Origin of the sequence: Pseudomonas sp. PICF6, assembly GCF_009831705.1 — a bacterium.
GTDB classification, from domain to species: domain Bacteria; phylum Pseudomonadota; class Gammaproteobacteria; order Pseudomonadales; family Pseudomonadaceae; genus Aquipseudomonas; species Aquipseudomonas rhizophila.
On the sequence record NZ_WUUD01000013.1, the window covers coordinates 36,411 to 51,487 of the forward strand.

Genomic DNA, 15,077 nt, shown 5'->3' on the forward strand with positions numbered 1-15,077 from the left:
GTACCCATCATTTTGCGAAACATGCTGATGAACGCCGAGGCGCTGCTGTAGCCCAGGTCCAGGCCGATGGTTTCCACGCTCTGGCCACGTTCGAGCAGGGCCAGGGCTTCGATGACCTTCAGACGCTGGCGCCATTCCACCAGTGACATGCCCAGGTCCCGCTGGGCCCGGCGCATCAGTGTGCGTTCGGTGGTGTTGGCGGCGCGGGCCAGTTGCGGCAAGGAGCGTGGGTCGCTGGGATTCGCCTCAAGGGTCCGCAACACGGGGCCCAGCAGTGGATCATCCGAGGAGGGCAAGTAACTGCCGGCATGAGGCGCCTGGATCAGCTTGTCCACCAGCACCTGCAACAAGCGCTGCTGCTCGGGCGTCTGAGGTTGGCTCGGCGGGTCGCTGCGCAGCTCTTCCAGCAACGCGCGGATCAGCGGGCTCAAGGTCAGCGCGCAAGGTACGGCCGGCAGCGCAGCGCACAGTTCGGCCGCCAGGTACAACGAACAATGACAGGCTTCATGCCGATTGAACCCAACGTGTTCCATGTCCGGCGGTAACCAGATGCCGTACTGCGGTGGTGCCAGGTAATGGTGCTGGGCGATCTCGATTTCCATCACCCCACTGTAGGAGTAGACGAACTCTCCCCAGGCATGCCGGTGCCGAGGGTAAGTGGCGTGGGCCGGCATGCAGGCGCTGCGAAAGAAAATCGGCGAGGGCAGGGCCGCGTCGAACGGAGGAATCTTCAGATGTTGAGCTGGAGGCTGCATATCGACCGTAATGGCGGATTACCGGGATGGCTTGTCGGGTAATCACTATATCCAGCAAAGGTGTCAGGCAGACAATCCTTTCATCCATTTCTGCCCAAGGACCTTTCCCATGACCCCCCGCCGCGCCCTGGATGGCCAGGTCAGTGCCCTGATGACGGGCCTCTGTGCCATCTGGGGTTTCCAGCAAGTCGCGATCAAGGCCAGCGCCGCCGACATGGCGCCGATGCTGCAACTGGGCGTGCGCTCGGCCATCGCTGCGGTACTGGTCTGGCTGTTGGTGCTGGCGCGCGGTGAACGCCTGTCCCTGGCCGATGGCAGTTGGCGTCCCGGCCTGTTGGTGGGGCTGTTGTTTGCCCTGGAGTTCGTGATGGTGGGTGAAGGCCTACGCCATACGACGGCTTCGCACATGGTGATTTTCCTCTACACCGCGCCGATGTTCGCCGCTCTGGGCCTGCACTGGAAACTGCCGAGCGAACGTCTAAAACCTCTGCAATGGCTGGGTATCGCCGTGGCATTCGGCGGTATTGTCGTGGCGTTCAGCGGAGGGACGGGGGCGGCGAACGGCAGTTCGTTACTGGGTGACGGCATGGGGCTGCTGGCCGGTGCGCTCTGGGGGGCTACGACGGTGACGGTGCGTTGTTCACGCTTGACGAACCTGCCCGCCAGCCAGACGTTGCTGTACCAATTGGTCGGCGCCGGGGTGCTGCTGGTAGGGATGTCGGTGGTGCTGGGGCAAACGTCGATCAACCCCACACCGCAACTGCTGGCCAGCCTGGCCTTTCAAGTGTTGCTGGTGTCTTTCGCCAGTTTTCTGATCTGGTTTTCCCTGCTGCGCCGCTACCTGGCTTCGCAGTTGGGGGTGCTGTCGTTCATGACGCCGCTGTTTGGCATCGGTTTTGGTGTCTGGTTATTGGATGAACCGCTGGAGCCGAACTTCATCGTCGGCGCGGCTTTGGTATTGAGTGGGATTCTGCTGGTCAGCGGTTACGGATGGTTTCGCCAGCGTTGGGGGCGATGGCTGGTTTTGCGGCGGGAGTAAGGGAGACAAACCCATGTGGCGAGGGAGCAAGCTCCCTCGCCACATGAGCGCTGCTTAGACCTTGACGATCCAGCCAGCCGGCGCTTCCACGTCGCCGGTCTGCACGCCGGTCAGCTCTTTGTAGAGCTTCTGGGTGATCGGGCCGACTTCGGTTTCGCTGTGGAACACGTGCAGCTTGTCCTTGTAGCTGATGCCGCCAATCGGAGTGATGACCGCAGCGGTACCGCAGGCGCCGGCTTCCTTGAAGTCCGACAGTTTGTCGATGAACACGTCGCCTTCGATCACTTCCAGGCCCAGGCGCGATTTGGCCAGTTCGATCAGCGACAGGCGGGTGATGCCCGGCAGGACCGAAGGGGATTTGGGGGTGACGAATTTGTTGTCATGGGTGATGCCGAAGAAGTTCGCCGAGCCGACTTCCTCGATTTTCGAGTGGGTCATCGGGTCCAGGTAGATGCAGTCGGCGAAACTGGCCTTCTTGGCCTGGGAGCCGGGCATCAGGCTGGCGGCGTAGTTGCCACCGACCTTGGCCGCGCCGGTGCCTTGCGGCGCGGCGCGGTCGTAGCTGGAGATCAGGAAGTTGTGCGGGGTCAGGCCGCCCTTGAAGTAGGCGCCGACCGGGATGCAGAAGATCGAGAAGATGAACTCGGGTGCGGTGCGCACGCCGATGTTGTCACCCACGCCGATCACGAACGGGCGCAGGTACAACGCGCCGCCAGTGCCATAAGGCGGGATGAAGCGCTCGTTGGCGCGGACCACTTGCTTGCAGGCTTCGACGAACTGCTCGGTCTCGACGGACGGCATCAGCAGGCGGTCGCAGCTGCGCTGCATGCGGGCGGCGTTCTGGTCAGGGCGGAACAGGTTGATCGAACCGTCCTTGCAGCGATAGGCCTTCAGGCCTTCGAAACACTGCTGACCGTAGTGCAGGGCTGTGGAGCCCTCGCTGATGTGCAGCACGTTGTCGTCGGTCAGGGTGCCGGCGTCCCAGGCGCCATCGCGCCAGTGCGACAGGTAGCGCTTGTCGGTCTTGATGTAGTCAAAGCCCAGTTTGTCCCAATTGATGCTCTCGTTACCCATGACACCCTCTATTTCTTAACAACCGTCGAAACGGTTCAAGGCTTCTGACGTTTTTTGGATGGGGACAACAATACTTCATTCCAGGGGTGTTTCGCAGCCTGTGGCGAGGGGATTTATCCCCGCTGGGCTGCGAAGCAGCCCCATTAGCTCAGATATCTGACGCCCGGCGGTGACAGGTTTTGGGGTTGCTGCGCAACCCAGCGGGGATAAATCCCCTCGCCACAAGGTTATTCACCCACAACTGTTACAGATGCAACGCATGCCCCAACGCTCGCAACGCCGCTTCCTGCACCGCCTCGCCCAGCGTCGGGTGGGCGTGGATGGTGCCGGCGATGTCTTCCAGGCGTGCGCCCATTTCCAGGGACTGGCCGAACGCGGTGGACAGCTCCGAGACGCCAACGCCGACCGCTTGCCAACCGACGATCAGGTGATTGTCCCGCCGTGCCACGACCCGCACGAAGCCACTTTTCGATTCCAGGGTCATGGCCCGGCCATTGGCGGCGAACGGGAAGCTGGAAACGATGCAGTCGAGCCCGGCGGCCTTGGCCTCGTCCGGCGTCTGGCCGACCACCACCAGATCCGGATCGGTGAAGCACACCGCTGCGATGGCCGTCGGGTTGAACTCGCGATGCTGACCCGCGATCAGTTCGGCGACCATTTCGCCCTGAGCCATGGCCCGGTGAGCGAGCATCGGCTCGCCGCTCAAATCACCGATGGCCCAGACATTGCGCATGCTGGTCTGGCAACGGTTGTCGATTTTCACCGCCGAACCGTTCATCGCCAAGTCCAACGCTTCGAGGTTCCAACCCTGGGTGTTGGGTCTGCGACCAACGGCCACCAGCACCCGGTCGGTCTCCAGGTTCAGCGTCCCGCCAGCGGGATCGCGCACTTGCAACGTGCTGGCCTGGGCATCGAAACCTTCGACGCTGTGCTTGAGGTACAGCTTCACGCCCAACTGCTTGAGCGCCTCGTGCACCGGTTGGGTCAGTTCGCCGTCGTAGGCTGGCAGGATCCGTTCCTGGGCCTCGACCACGCTGACTTCGGCGCCGAGCTTGCGGTAGGCGATGCCCAGTTCCAGGCCGATGTAGCCACCGCCCACCACCACCAGGTGCTTGGGCACCGAGGTCGGGGCGAGGGCTTCGGTGGAGGAAATGATCGGCCCGCCAATCGGCAGCATCGGCAGCTCGACGCTTTTCGAACCGGTGGCCAGCAGCAGGTGTTCGCACTGGATGCGGGTGTCGCCGACGTCAACGGTTTTGCCATCGACTACGTTGGCCCAGCCGTGAATGACCTGGACCTTGTGCTTTTTCAGCAGGGTCGCGACGCCGGTGGTCAGCCGATCGACGATGCCGTCCTTCCATTCCACGCTCTTGCCGATGTCCAGGCTTGGCGCTGACACCGTGATACCCAGGGCCGAGCCCTGGCTGTGGTGCCGTGTCTGATGGAACTGCTCGGCGACGTGAATCAACGCCTTGGATGGGATGCAGCCGATGTTCAGGCAAGTTCCGCCCAACGCCTGGCCTTCCACCAGAATGGTCGGGATGCCCAACTGGCCGGCGCGAATCGCCGCCACATAGCCGCCGGGGCCGCCGCCGATGATCAGCAGCGTGGTGTTCAAAGTTTGCATGGCCTGCTCCATTGATGATTAGTCCACAAACAGCGTGGCGGGCTGTTCGAGCAGGCCGCGCAGGGCCTGGATGAATTGCGCCGCGTCCATGCCGTCGACCACTCGGTGATCGAAGGAACTGGAGAGGTTCATCATCTTGCGGATCACGATCTGGCCTTTGATCACCATGGGCCGTTCGACAATCTTGTTCACGCCGACGATCGCCACTTCCGGCAGGTTCAGCACTGGGGTGCTGACGATGCCGCCCAACGCACCGAGGCTGGTCAGGGTGATGGTCGAGCCGGACAGCTCATCGCGGCTGGCTTTGCCATTGCGGGCCGCCGTTGCCAGACGCGAGATTTCTGCCGCGCTGTCCCACAAGCTACGGGCTTCGGCGTGACGCACCACCGGCACCATCAGGCCCACATCGCTCTGGGTGGCGACGCCGACATGCACAGCGCCCGAACGGTGGATGACCTGGGCCTCGTCGTCATAACGGGCGTTCATTTGCGGGAAGTCCCGCAAGGCTACGACCAAGGCGCGGACCAGGAATGGCAGCAAGGTCAGCTTGCCGCGATGGGCACCGTGCTTTTCATTCAAATGCACCCGCAGCTCTTCCAGGGCGGTGACGTCGATTTCCTCGACGTAGCTGAAATGCGCGGCGCGCTGGGTCGCTTCCTGCATGCGCTGGGCGATCTTGCGGCGCATGCCGATCACCGGGATCTGCTGTTCGTCGTGGCGTTCGGCATAACCCGAGCCGCCTTTGGCCGGGGTCGATGAACCCTGCGCCAGATAGGCTTCGAGGTCTTCATGCAGGATACGCCCGGCCGGGCCACTGCCCTGGACCAGACGCAGTTGAATGCCCAGGTCCAGCGCGTGTTTGCGTACGGCCGGGGAGGCCAGCGGCCGCTCGTCCGGATCGCGGGCCACCGGCGCTTGCGGCGCGGGGCGTGGCGCAGCAGCGGGTTGTTCTATCGTCGGCTCAGGCGTTGCCACCAGCGCGGGTTTCGGCGCTGGCGCGGCGACGGCGGGTTGCGCCGATTCCTTGAGGTTGCCGGCACCTTCGACTTCAATACGGATCAGTTCGCTGCCCACCGCCATGACTTCGCCGGGCTCGCCACCCAGGGCGATCACCCGACCGTGTACTGGCGAGGGGATGTCCACCATCGCCTTGTCGGTCATGACATCGGCGAGCACCTGGTCTTCGACCACCATGTCGCCAACCTTGACGTGCCACACCGACAGTTCAACTTCGGCGATGCCTTCGCCAATGTCCGGCATCTTGATAACGTGCGTGCCCATTCAGACCTCCATGACCCGTTTCAACGCCGCGCCCACACGGGACGGCCCTGGGAAATACGCCCATTCCTGCGCGTGCGGGTAGGGGGTGTCCCAACCGGTGACACGCTCGATGGGCGCTTCCAGGTGGTGGAAGCAGTGTTCTTGCACCAACGACACCAGCTCGGCGCCGAAACCGCAGGTGCGGGTGGCTTCGTGGACGACCACACAGCGGCCAGTTTTTTTCACGGATTTGACGATGGTCTCAAGGTCCAGCGGCCAGAGGCTGCGCAGGTCGATGACTTCGGCGTCGATGCCGGTTTCTTCGGCGGCGGCCTGGGACACATACACCGTGGTGCCGTAGGTGAGGATGGTCACGTCCTTGCCCGGGCGGGTGATGGCGGCGACATCCAGCGGCACTGTGTAGTAGCCGTCCGGCACCTGCGCCGACGGGTGTTTCGACCATGGGGTTACCGGGCGGTCGTGGTGGCCGTCGAAGGGGCCGTTATACAGGCGCTTGGGTTCGAGGAAAATCACCGGGTCATCGTTTTCGATGGAGGCGATCAGCAGGCCTTTGGCGTCGTAAGGGTTCGACGGCATGACGGTGCGCAAGCCGCAAACCTGGGTGAACATCGCTTCGATGCTCTGGCTGTGGGTCTGGCCGCCATAGATGCCGCCGCCGCAGGGCATGCGCAGGGTCATCGGCGCGGTGAACTCGCCGGCCGAGCGATAGCGCAGGCGCGCCGCTTCGGAAATGATCTGGTCCGAGGCCGGGTAGACGTAGTCGGCGAACTGGATCTCGGCCACCGGCCGCAACCCGTAGGCGCCCATGCCCACGGCCACGCCGACGATACCGCTCTCGGAAATCGGCGCGTCGAACACCCGCGAGGTGCCGTATTTATTCTGCAGGCCTTCGGTGCAGCGGAACACGCCGCCGAAGTAGCCCACGTCCTGGCCGAACACCACGACGTTGTCGTCGCGCTCGAGCATCACGTCCATGGCCGAGCGCAGGGCCTGGATCATGGTCATGGTGGTAGTGGTCATGGCGGTGTCCAGCTGGATATTGTTGTTGTGATCGTTCATGTCAGATCCCCAACTCCTGACGCTGGCGCTTCAAGTGCTCCGGCATCTCTTTGTAGACGTCTTCGAACATGGTCGCGGCGCTTGGGATCTGCCCGCCAGCAAGGGTGCCGTACTGCTCGGCTTCCTTCTGCGCGGCGATCACCTCGGCTTCGAGTTCGGCGGTGACGGCGGCATGTTCCTCTTCGGACCAGTGGCCGATTTTCACCAGGTGCTGCTTGAGGCGCGCAATCGGGTCGCCCAGCGGGAAGTGGCTCCAGTCGTCGGCGGGACGGTATTTGGACGGATCATCGGAAGTGGAGTGCGGGCCGGCGCGGTAGGTCACCCATTCGATCAGCGCCGGGCCGAGGTTGCGGCGGGCGCGTTCGGCGGCCCAGCGCGAAGCGGCGTAGACCGCCATGAAGTCGTTGCCATCCACCCGCAGCGAAGCGATGCCGCAGCCGACGCCGCGTCCGGCGAAGGTGGTGGCTTCACCGCCGGCAATGGCCTGGAAGGTGGAGATCGCCCACTGGTTGTTGACCACGTTGAGGATCACCGGCGCCCGGTAGACGTGCGCGAAGGTCAGGGCGGTGTGGAAGTCCGATTCGGCGGTGGCGCCGTCACCGATCCAGGCCGAGGCGATCTTGGTGTCGCCCTTGATCGCCGAGGCCATGCCCCAGCCCACGCCCTGGATGAATTGCGTGGCGAGGTTGCCGGAGATGGTGAAAAAACCGGCGTCCTTGACCGAGTACATGATCGGCAACTGCCGGCCCTTGAGCGGATCGCGCTCGTTGGACAGCAGTTGGCAGATCATGCCCACCAACGGCACCTCACGGGCCATCAGGATGCTTTGCTGGCGATAGGTGGGGAAGCACATGTCATCGATGTTCAGCGCCAGGGCCTGGCCGCTGCCGATGGCTTCCTCGCCGAGGCTCTGCATGTAGAACGACATTTTTTTCTGGCGCTGGGCGACCACCATGCGGTTGTCGTAGATGCGCGTCTTGAGCATGGCGCGCATGCCTTTGCGCAGGATCTCGAGAGGCACGTCTTCGGCCCATGGACCGTGGGCATTGCCCTGGTCATCGAGCACGCGAATCAGCCCGCGGGCCAGGTCGGCCGTGTCGGACGGCTCAACGTCGATGGAGGGTTTGCGCACCGTGCCGGCATCGCTCAGATGCAGGTAGGAGAAGTCGGTCTGGCAGCCGGGACGGCCCGAGGGTTCGGGGACGTGCAGGCGTAGCGGTTCATACGCTGGGTTCATGGCTTTCTACGCTCGATCTTGTGAATTTCTTGTAGTGGGCGCGCTAGCTGACGAACTTTCCCGGGTAAGGAAAATTGTCCTACAACAATCATAGGCTCGACGCAGAAGAATATTTTTCTCTGTTGGGTTGCTGTTCAGATCATTTGCAGATAAAAAATCTGCACAACGATAAAAAACAGGATTATTTGTCTCATGCGTAAATTGGATCGCACCGACATCGGCATTCTGAACAGCCTTCAGGAAAACGCCCGCATCACCAACGCCGAGCTTGCCCGGTCGGTCAATCTATCGCCCACGCCTTGCTTCAACCGGGTCCGGGCCATGGAGGAGCTGGGGGTGATACGCGAGCAAGTCACGCTGCTGGATGCCGATCTGCTGGGCCTGCATGTCAACGTGTTCATCCACGTGAGCCTGGAAAAACAAGTGGAGGAGGCGTTGCAGCACTTCGAAGAGGCGATCTCCGACCGACCGGAGGTGATGGAGTGCTACCTGATGGCAGGCGACCCGGATTACCTGATCCGCGTGTTGGTGCCGTCGATCCAGTCGCTGGAGCGCTTCATGATGGACTTTCTGACCAAGGTCCCGGGGGTGGCGAATATCCGTTCGAGCTTTGCGCTCAAGCAGGTTCGATATAAAACGGCGCTGCCGTTGCCAGCCAACGGTTTGACCTTGGGGACCTGACGCCCAGCCGAGCGGGAGAGAAACCTGTCTGGAGGGGTTACAGGAGTCGACACTGCATCGAAAACCCCAGCGTCACTGACTGCCCTTGCTCCAGCAAGCGCAACCCTGGCCGCCCTGGCAGGTGGTGGGCATTGACCGGATGGCTGACCGGCTCGATGCAAAAGAAATCCAGGCCCACGGGACAGTACAGCAGGAAGTATTCGCTGCCGCTGGCTCGGCATTCCAGCTCATAACCCAGGTCCGGTTGCTGGATCAGGCAATGCCCGTCCCAGCCGCCAAAGCCGTTGTCCACCAGTGTGTCCGGCAGCAAGCGGGGTTGTTGGAAGTCCCAGATTCGAGGAACGCTGCCCAACGTGGTTGGCAGTTTTTTCTCATCGCACATCCAGACTTCGGTCGCACGGGTTTGCAGGCGTGTGCCAGCAGTGCGCGGGAAGTACGGGTGCAAACCCAGCCCGTGCCACGCGGCCTGTTCGGCCAGGTGGGTGACGTGCATCGCGATCTGTAACTGACCGCCGCTCAAGCGAATCCGCAGGCTGGCGCAATAGGCGAATGGATGTTGGCTGTCGAGTTGCAACAAGGCTTCCTGGGCGCTTTGCTCTATCACTTGCCACGGTTGTTGCCAGGCGCTGCCATGGATCGGGAACGGGTCGTTGGGGCTGTTGGCGTCCAGACCGAGCCAGCCGCCGGGGCAATCGAAACCGCCCTGGGCGATCCGGTTCGACCATGGGATCAGCGGGAAGCAGCCGAGTTTGCCCGGCAGGCCGTTTTCCAGCGCTTGCGGCGCGGGCGGGCGTAACAGGGGAGCACCAGTGCTGCGCAATGTCCATTCAACGAGACTGGCGCCCAGGTGCGGGGCCAGGGTGAGGCGGGTCAGTTCGTCTTCGAGGTGGAGAAGGGGAGGCGTCATGGTGACCTTGTTTAGCAAGGTTGAAAAAACGGTTGTGGGGAAAACCGGATTTTTGTGTGCGAACCCTGTGGCGAGGACTTGTGGGAGCAAAGCTTGCTCGCGATGCAGGCTCCTCGGTTTCCTGGGAGACTGCGTCATCTTCATCGCGGGCAAGCCTTGCTCCCACAAGGGGATGGTTGTTGTTTCTTACAGCACCAGACGCGGCAACCACAGCGAGATCGCCGGAATGTAGGTCACGGCCAGCAACACCAGAAACAGCACGCCGTAGAACGGCAGCAGGGCCTTGACGGTGCTTTCGATACTGACCTTGCCAATGGCGGAGCCGACGAACAGCACTGCTCCCACCGGCGGAGTAATGAGCCCGATACCCAGGTTCACCAGCATAATCATGCCGAACTGCACCGGGTCCACGCCGATGCCCATGATCACCGGCATCAGGATCGGGGTCAGGATCAGGATCAGCGGCGCCATGTCCATCACCGTACCCAGGACCAGCAGCATCGCGTTGATGCACATCAGGATCACGTAGCGGTTGTCGGAGATGGTCAGGAACAGGGTGGTGATTTTCGCCGGGATCTGCATCAGCGTCATGATGTAGCCGAAGCTGGCGGCGAAGCCGATCAGGATCATCACGATCGAGATGGTACGCACCGTGCGATGCATCAGTTTCGGCAACTCACTCCACTTGTAGTCGCGGTAAATGCACATGGTCACGAAGAATGCCCAGAGCACAGCGATGGCGGCCGATTCGGTGGCGGTGAAAACACCCGAGAGGATGCCGCCGAGGATGATGAACATGGTCATCATGCCCCACATGGCTTCCCGGCAGATTTTCAGTGCCTGCTTGAGGGGAATCACTTCGCCCTTGGGGTAGTTGCGCTTCTTCGCGAAGATCAGGCACAGCACCATCAGGCAGGCGTTCATCAGCAGGCCCGGCACGATGCCGGCCATGAACAGCGCACCGATGGAAACCGTACCGCCGGCTGCCAGGGAGTACAGCACCGCGTTATGGCTGGGCGGGGTCAGCAGGGCTTGTACCGAACCACTGACGGTCACTGCGGTGGAGAACTCCCGCGGGTAGCCGCGGCGTTCCATCTCCGGGATCAGTACCGAACCCACCGAGGCGGTGTCGGCCACTGAGGATCCGGAAATGGCACCGAAGAACGTCGAGGCCATGAGGTTGACCAGTGACAGACCGCCGCGCACGAAACCCACCAGCACACCGGCGAAGGCCACCAGCCGGCGAGACATACCACCCTCGGCCATGATTGCACCGGCCAGGACGAAGAACGGAATGGCCAGCAACGAAAATTTATTCACCCCGCCCGCGACCTGGATCATCACGGCCTGGAATGGAATATCGATCCACCACGCGCCGATCAGCGCAGCGGCACCCAGGGCGTAGGCGACCGGCATGCCGATCAGGATCAACAGGAAAAAACTGCCCAGCAGAATCAGAGCGTCCATTAAGCGGCACCTTCACTTTCTTCGACCAGGTCGAACTGCACGACCCGGCGCTTGCTCTGATCACCGAGCAAGAGTTTTTCCAGGACAAAAATCAGGGTCAGAAAACCACCGACCGGTATGGGCATGTACGTGATGCCGACCCGCAGTGTGGGCAGGGCGCTCATGTACTGGTTCCAGGTGGACAGGCAGAGTTTGGTGCCGCCGCTGATCATGAAGATGCAGATCACCGCCATCAGCAGTTGGGAAAACACCGATGCCGCGGTTTTCAAGTGAGGGGGCAGGCGGTTGGTGAGCATGTCCACGGCCATGTGCGCACCAGCGCGGTAACTGGCGGCGGCGCCGATGAACGTGAACACGATCATCAGCAAAATCGCGGTGGGTTCCGGCCAGCTTGAGCCGGTACCCAGCACGTAGCGGGCGAACACGCCCCAGGGAATCATCAGAGCAATTGCCAGGACAGAGAGGCCGGCGACCCAGATGCAAGTCATGTAAATCTTGTCGTTGATGCGCAGCAGCAAATTCTTCATCGGGTTCCACCGTAACCGGGCGCGCCCGTGACATCGGGCGCACCTGGCCTTTTCAAGTACAGATTAAGAGGTGTTACTGAACGGCTTCGATACGCTTGATCAGGTCGGCGTACGGTGCACCGTATTTGGCCCGGATCGGTGCGGTGGCGTCATAGAAGGGTTTCTTGTCGACGGTGATGAACTCAACGCCCGCGGCCTTGAGTTTCTCTTCACTGGCGGCAGTCTTCTTGTCCCACAATTCGCGCTCGTCCAGCTGGGATTGCTTGGCCGCTTTTTTCACCAGGGCTTGCTGCTCGGGGGTGAGTTTTTCCCAGGTGAACTTGGACATCACCACCGGCTCCGGCAGGATCAGGTGGCCGGTCAAGCTGTAGTACTTGGCGTTCTGGTAGTGGTTGTGCTCGAGCATGGTCGGCGGGTTGTTTTCCGCACCGTCGATCACGCCGGTCTGCAGAGCACTGAAGATTTCACCGGTGTCCATGGCAATCCCGTTACCGCCCATGGCGTTGAGGGTCTCGATGAACATCGGGTTGCCCATGACGCGAATCTTCATGCCATGCATGTCTTCGGGCTTGTGCACGGGTTTCTTGGTGTAGAGGTTGCGAGTACCGCCGTCCATCCAGGCCAGGGCCACCAGGTTGAATTCCGAGTTGGTGATCTTGTCGAGGATTTCCTGGCCGATTTCACCGTCGATGATCTTGCGCATGTGTGCCTGGTCACGGAACACGAATGGCATGTTGAAGACGTTTACGTCCGGCACCACCGGCCCAACGATGCCCAGGCTGACGCGGGCCATCTGGACGGCACCGACCTGAAGCTGCTCGATGACTTCTTTTTCCGAGCCCAACACACCGCCGGAATACATCTTGAAGGTGAACGGGTCTTTTTGGCCTTTGCTTTCCTCGACCAGCGTCTTGCCAAGGATTTTTTCCGCTTCCACGGTTGGATAGCCATCGGGGTGGATATCGGCAAACTTGATCTCAAGAGCCTGTGCCGCTTGCGCAAGGAAGGCCAGGGGGAGGGCTGCGATCAGAAGCGTGCGTTTGAAATTCATGGTCAATCTCCAGTGTTGTTGTTTTTATATCTATCGAATGAAGCGGCAATGCAGGTCAGTTGGCGGCGTGTTTCGATCCTCCGAAAGCCGTTTCAGCAAGGCCCTTGACGCCGGGGTTGAGGGCAAACACGCCCCCGGCCAGGGACTGCGGATCAGTGTCGTCGCCAGGGCGGATCGAGGTGACGAACAGGGTGTCCAGACGGCTGCCGCCAAAGGCGCACATCGTCGGTTTCTTCACCGGCACCGCCAAAGAGCGATCCAGTCGGCCATCCGGGGTGAAACGATGGATGAGGCCGGCATCGTTGGCGCAGATCCAATAGCAACCTTCTGCGTCCACCGCCGCGCCGTCCGGGCGTCCGGCCAGGGGCATCATGTCGACGAACAGCCGTCGGTTGGAGGGCGTGCCGCTGTCGATGTCGTAGTCGAAAGCCCAGATCTGCTGGATCAACGGATGTGAGTCGGAGAGGTACATCGTGCGCCCATCGGGGCTGAAGCCCAGGCCATTGGGCACGATGAACCCGCTCAGTTGTGCCTCGACCGGCCCGCGCTGTCCGCCATCGAAGCGGTACATCCGCCCCTGGTCGGCGTTGGCCCCCATGTTCAGCACCATGCTGCCGGCCCAGAAGCGGCCCTGGCGGTCGCAACGGCCATCGTTGAGGCGCATGTCGGTGCGGGCGTGCTCGACACTGGCGCACAATTCGCTGTCCAGGCTGCCGTCATCAAAGGGGTGCAGGCGAAAGAAACCGCTCTCCATGCCGGCGATCCACCCCCCGTCCTGGTGACGGGCGATGCAGGCGAGCATTTCGGGGGTTTCCCAACCTTTGAGCTGTCCGGTTCCGGCATTCCAGCACTGCAACCCACCGCTGGGAATGTCCACCCAGTACAGGGCGTTCTCCTCGGGAACCCACACTGGGCTCTCACCGACGGCGTTGCGTGCATCGACAATCAATTCGGCTTGCATGGCGATTCCTTGGTTCGTTCGTATCCCATGAAAAACAGGCGAATCAGTCGTCGAACGGGCCGGCTGCGACAAAGGCGCCACCCTGGTAGACCCTGGCCGGGTCATCGGCGGCTGGCATCGGCTGCGCTTCGACCTTGTCACGGAAGACTTCGGAGCTGTCCTTGGGCTGGTAGCCCAGGTGCGCGGCCTGGCTGTTGTCCCACCAGACGTCGCGGTTGGCGGACATGCCATACACCACGGTGTGGCCGACTTTCGGGGTATAGAGCGAGCATTCGATCAGTTGGGTGAGATCGTCGAAGCTCAGCCAGGTGCTCATCATCCGGCGGTTTTGTGGCTCGGGGAACGACGAGCCAATGCGGATGCTCACGGTTTCGATGCCGTAGCGATCGAAGTAAAAACTGGCCATGTCTTCGCCGTAGGACTTGGACAAGCCGTAGTAGCCATCCGGACGGCGAGGGGATAGGGCGTCGAGGGCCTCGTCCTGCTTGTAGAAACCGATGACGTGGTTGGAACTGGCGAAAATCACGCGCTTGACGCCATGCTTGCGGGCGGCTTCATAGATGTGGAACACGCCGCTGATGTTGGCGCCGAGGATCTCTTCGAACGGACGCTCCACCGAAACACCGCCGAAATGCAAAATGGCATCGACGCCTTCCACCAGTTGATGCACCGCCTGTTTATCAGACAGGTCGCACGGCACCACTTCTTCACTTTCATCAATGGCCGGGGCCATGTTGGCGATGTCCGACAGGCGAATGTGACGGGCGAAAGGCTTGAGGCGTTCACGCAAGACTTTGCCCAGGCCGCCGGCAGCACCGGTCAGCAGCAGACGATTGAAGGGGTGGCGAATGTGTGTCGTAGTCATGAAATTACCTGAGCAAACGGTGAGAGGTATCAGTTGTTATAAGTTGTCGTACGACCGAGAGGGAATATCCTTATCCTACCGCTACCTTGTCAACGTTTGATCGACGAATCGCTCTACAACGGCGTCCCTGCCTTTGGCTGTCGCGTCGCCATGGCCCTTTTGAAAAGCGGCCATGGCGACCGATCCCGGCTTAAAGAAGCGAGATCGGGTAGCTGACGATCAAGCGGTTTTCATCGAACTCGTTGTTACTGAAGTCTCGACGAATCGACGCGTTACGCCATTTCACATTGAGGCTCTTCAACGCACCGCTTTGTACGGTGTAGGCCAGTTCGCTTTCGCGACCCCATTCCTTACCGTCGGTGATGGTGCCGGTGTGTACGTTGTCACCGCTGATGTAGCGGTTCATCAGGGTCAGGCCCGGTACGCCGACGGCGGCAAAGTTGAAGTCGTGGCGCACTTGCCAGGATTTTTCCTGGGCGTTGTCGTAGCTGGAGTTGTAGCTGTCGTTGGCCAGGGTGCCGCCGCTGGTGCCGTTGACGCGCATCC

At 61.6% G+C, this 15,077-nt stretch carries 15 protein-coding genes; 2 read left to right on the plus strand and 13 right to left on the minus strand.

Annotated elements, in window-relative coordinates; translation table 11 throughout:
* The coding region (locus GSM73_RS05180) for a helix-turn-helix domain-containing protein (protein ID WP_218575633.1) at positions 1-755 on the minus strand (755 nt) is incomplete at its 3' end.
* Positions 756-864: 109 nt separating this feature from the next.
* Here GSM73_RS05180 and GSM73_RS05185 point away from each other — a divergent pair.
* Positions 865-1,794, plus strand: coding sequence for a DMT family transporter (locus GSM73_RS05185; protein ID WP_160891774.1), 930 nt, complete (start codon positions 865-867; stop codon positions 1,792-1,794).
* A 54-nt stretch (positions 1,795-1,848) separates the two neighbouring features.
* On the opposite strand, the gene GSM73_RS05190 is transcribed toward GSM73_RS05185, so the two are convergent.
* From GSM73_RS05190 to GSM73_RS05210, 5 genes are all read right to left on the minus strand, one after another.
* Positions 1,849-2,868: a branched-chain amino acid aminotransferase gene (locus GSM73_RS05190; protein WP_160891776.1), complete on the minus strand. Its 1,020-nt coding sequence runs from the start codon at positions 2,866-2,868 to the stop codon at positions 1,849-1,851.
* 244 nt (positions 2,869-3,112) lie between these two features.
* Positions 3,113-4,495 (minus strand): dihydrolipoyl dehydrogenase, encoded by a 1,383-nt coding sequence (lpdA, locus tag GSM73_RS05195; protein ID WP_160891778.1) that lies wholly within the window; start codon positions 4,493-4,495, stop codon positions 3,113-3,115.
* Between the two features lie 18 nt (positions 4,496-4,513).
* Complete coding sequence (locus GSM73_RS05200; RefSeq protein WP_160891780.1) at positions 4,514-5,776, minus strand: dihydrolipoamide acetyltransferase family protein; 1,263 nt, start codon at positions 5,774-5,776, stop codon at positions 4,514-4,516.
* The gene (locus tag GSM73_RS05205; protein WP_047227605.1) at positions 5,777-6,835 is read right to left on the minus strand and encodes an alpha-ketoacid dehydrogenase subunit beta; all 1,059 of its coding nucleotides are present in this window, start codon (positions 6,833-6,835) and stop codon (positions 5,777-5,779) included.
* A 1-nt stretch (position 6,836) separates the two neighbouring features.
* Positions 6,837-8,072 carry a 3-methyl-2-oxobutanoate dehydrogenase (2-methylpropanoyl-transferring) subunit alpha gene (locus GSM73_RS05210; RefSeq protein WP_047227604.1) on the minus strand — a complete coding sequence of 412 codons (1,236 nt, stop codon included), beginning with the start codon at positions 8,070-8,072 and terminating at the stop codon, positions 6,837-6,839.
* Positions 8,073-8,264: 192 nt separating this feature from the next.
* Between GSM73_RS05210 and bkdR the strand changes: the two genes are divergently transcribed.
* Complete coding sequence (gene bkdR / locus GSM73_RS05215) at positions 8,265-8,753, plus strand: Bkd operon transcriptional regulator BkdR (RefSeq protein WP_047227603.1); 489 nt, start codon at positions 8,265-8,267, stop codon at positions 8,751-8,753.
* Positions 8,754-8,790: 37 nt separating this feature from the next.
* Here bkdR and GSM73_RS05220 read toward each other — a convergent pair whose 3' ends face one another.
* The 7 genes from GSM73_RS05220 to GSM73_RS05250 all read right to left on the minus strand — a co-directional run.
* The gene (locus tag GSM73_RS05220) at positions 8,791-9,660 is read right to left on the minus strand and encodes an aldose 1-epimerase (RefSeq protein ID WP_047227602.1); all 870 of its coding nucleotides are present in this window, start codon (positions 9,658-9,660) and stop codon (positions 8,791-8,793) included.
* 186 nt (positions 9,661-9,846) lie between these two features.
* A complete protein-coding gene (locus GSM73_RS05225) occupies positions 9,847-11,127 on the minus strand; it encodes a TRAP transporter large permease (RefSeq protein WP_047227601.1) in 1,281 nt (426 codons plus the stop codon).
* Positions 11,127-11,654 (minus strand): TRAP transporter small permease, encoded by a 528-nt coding sequence (locus GSM73_RS05230; RefSeq protein WP_047227600.1) that lies wholly within the window; start codon positions 11,652-11,654, stop codon positions 11,127-11,129. The genes GSM73_RS05225 and GSM73_RS05230 overlap by 1 nt, the downstream gene beginning before the upstream one ends.
* A 73-nt stretch (positions 11,655-11,727) precedes the next feature.
* Positions 11,728-12,705 (minus strand): TRAP transporter substrate-binding protein, encoded by a 978-nt coding sequence (locus tag GSM73_RS05235; RefSeq protein ID WP_047227599.1) that lies wholly within the window; start codon positions 12,703-12,705, stop codon positions 11,728-11,730.
* A 55-nt stretch (positions 12,706-12,760) separates the two neighbouring features.
* The gene (locus tag GSM73_RS05240) at positions 12,761-13,666 is read right to left on the minus strand and encodes an SMP-30/gluconolactonase/LRE family protein (protein WP_047227598.1); all 906 of its coding nucleotides are present in this window, start codon (positions 13,664-13,666) and stop codon (positions 12,761-12,763) included.
* A 43-nt stretch (positions 13,667-13,709) separates the two neighbouring features.
* Entirely contained in the window at positions 13,710-14,531 is an 822-nt protein-coding gene (locus GSM73_RS05245) for an NAD(P)-dependent oxidoreductase (protein ID WP_160891782.1), read from the minus strand.
* Positions 14,532-14,721: 190 nt separating this feature from the next.
* A partial coding sequence (locus tag GSM73_RS05250) for an OprD family outer membrane porin (protein ID WP_160891784.1) occupies positions 14,722-15,077 on the minus strand: 356 nt, incomplete at its 5' end.

Excerpts from the sequence above, each read along its gene's own strand:
- GSM73_RS05185 (WP_160891774.1), top strand. The coding sequence starts at position 865 with ATGACCCCCCGCCGCGCCCTGGATGGCCAGGTCAGTGCCCTGATGACG.
- GSM73_RS05190 (WP_160891776.1), bottom strand. The coding sequence starts at position 2,868 with ATGGGTAACGAGAGCATCAATTGGGACAAACTGGGCTTTGACTACATC.
- lpdA (WP_160891778.1), bottom strand. The coding sequence starts at position 4,495 with ATGCAAACTTTGAACACCACGCTGCTGATCATCGGCGGCGGCCCCGGC.
- GSM73_RS05200 (WP_160891780.1), bottom strand. The coding sequence starts at position 5,776 with ATGGGCACGCACGTTATCAAGATGCCGGACATTGGCGAAGGCATCGCC.
- GSM73_RS05205 (WP_047227605.1), bottom strand. The coding sequence starts at position 6,835 with ATGAACGATCACAACAACAATATCCAGCTGGACACCGCCATGACCACT.
- GSM73_RS05210 (WP_047227604.1), bottom strand. The coding sequence starts at position 8,072 with ATGAACCCAGCGTATGAACCGCTACGCCTGCACGTCCCCGAACCCTCG.
- bkdR (WP_047227603.1), top strand. The coding sequence starts at position 8,265 with ATGCGTAAATTGGATCGCACCGACATCGGCATTCTGAACAGCCTTCAG.
- GSM73_RS05220 (WP_047227602.1), bottom strand. The coding sequence starts at position 9,660 with ATGACGCCTCCCCTTCTCCACCTCGAAGACGAACTGACCCGCCTCACC.
- GSM73_RS05225 (WP_047227601.1), bottom strand. The coding sequence starts at position 11,127 with ATGGACGCTCTGATTCTGCTGGGCAGTTTTTTCCTGTTGATCCTGATC.
- GSM73_RS05230 (WP_047227600.1), bottom strand. The coding sequence starts at position 11,654 with ATGAAGAATTTGCTGCTGCGCATCAACGACAAGATTTACATGACTTGC.
- GSM73_RS05235 (WP_047227599.1), bottom strand. The coding sequence starts at position 12,705 with ATGAATTTCAAACGCACGCTTCTGATCGCAGCCCTCCCCCTGGCCTTC.
- GSM73_RS05240 (WP_047227598.1), bottom strand. The coding sequence starts at position 13,666 with ATGCAAGCCGAATTGATTGTCGATGCACGCAACGCCGTCGGTGAGAGC.
- GSM73_RS05245 (WP_160891782.1), bottom strand. The coding sequence starts at position 14,531 with ATGACTACGACACACATTCGCCACCCCTTCAATCGTCTGCTGCTGACC.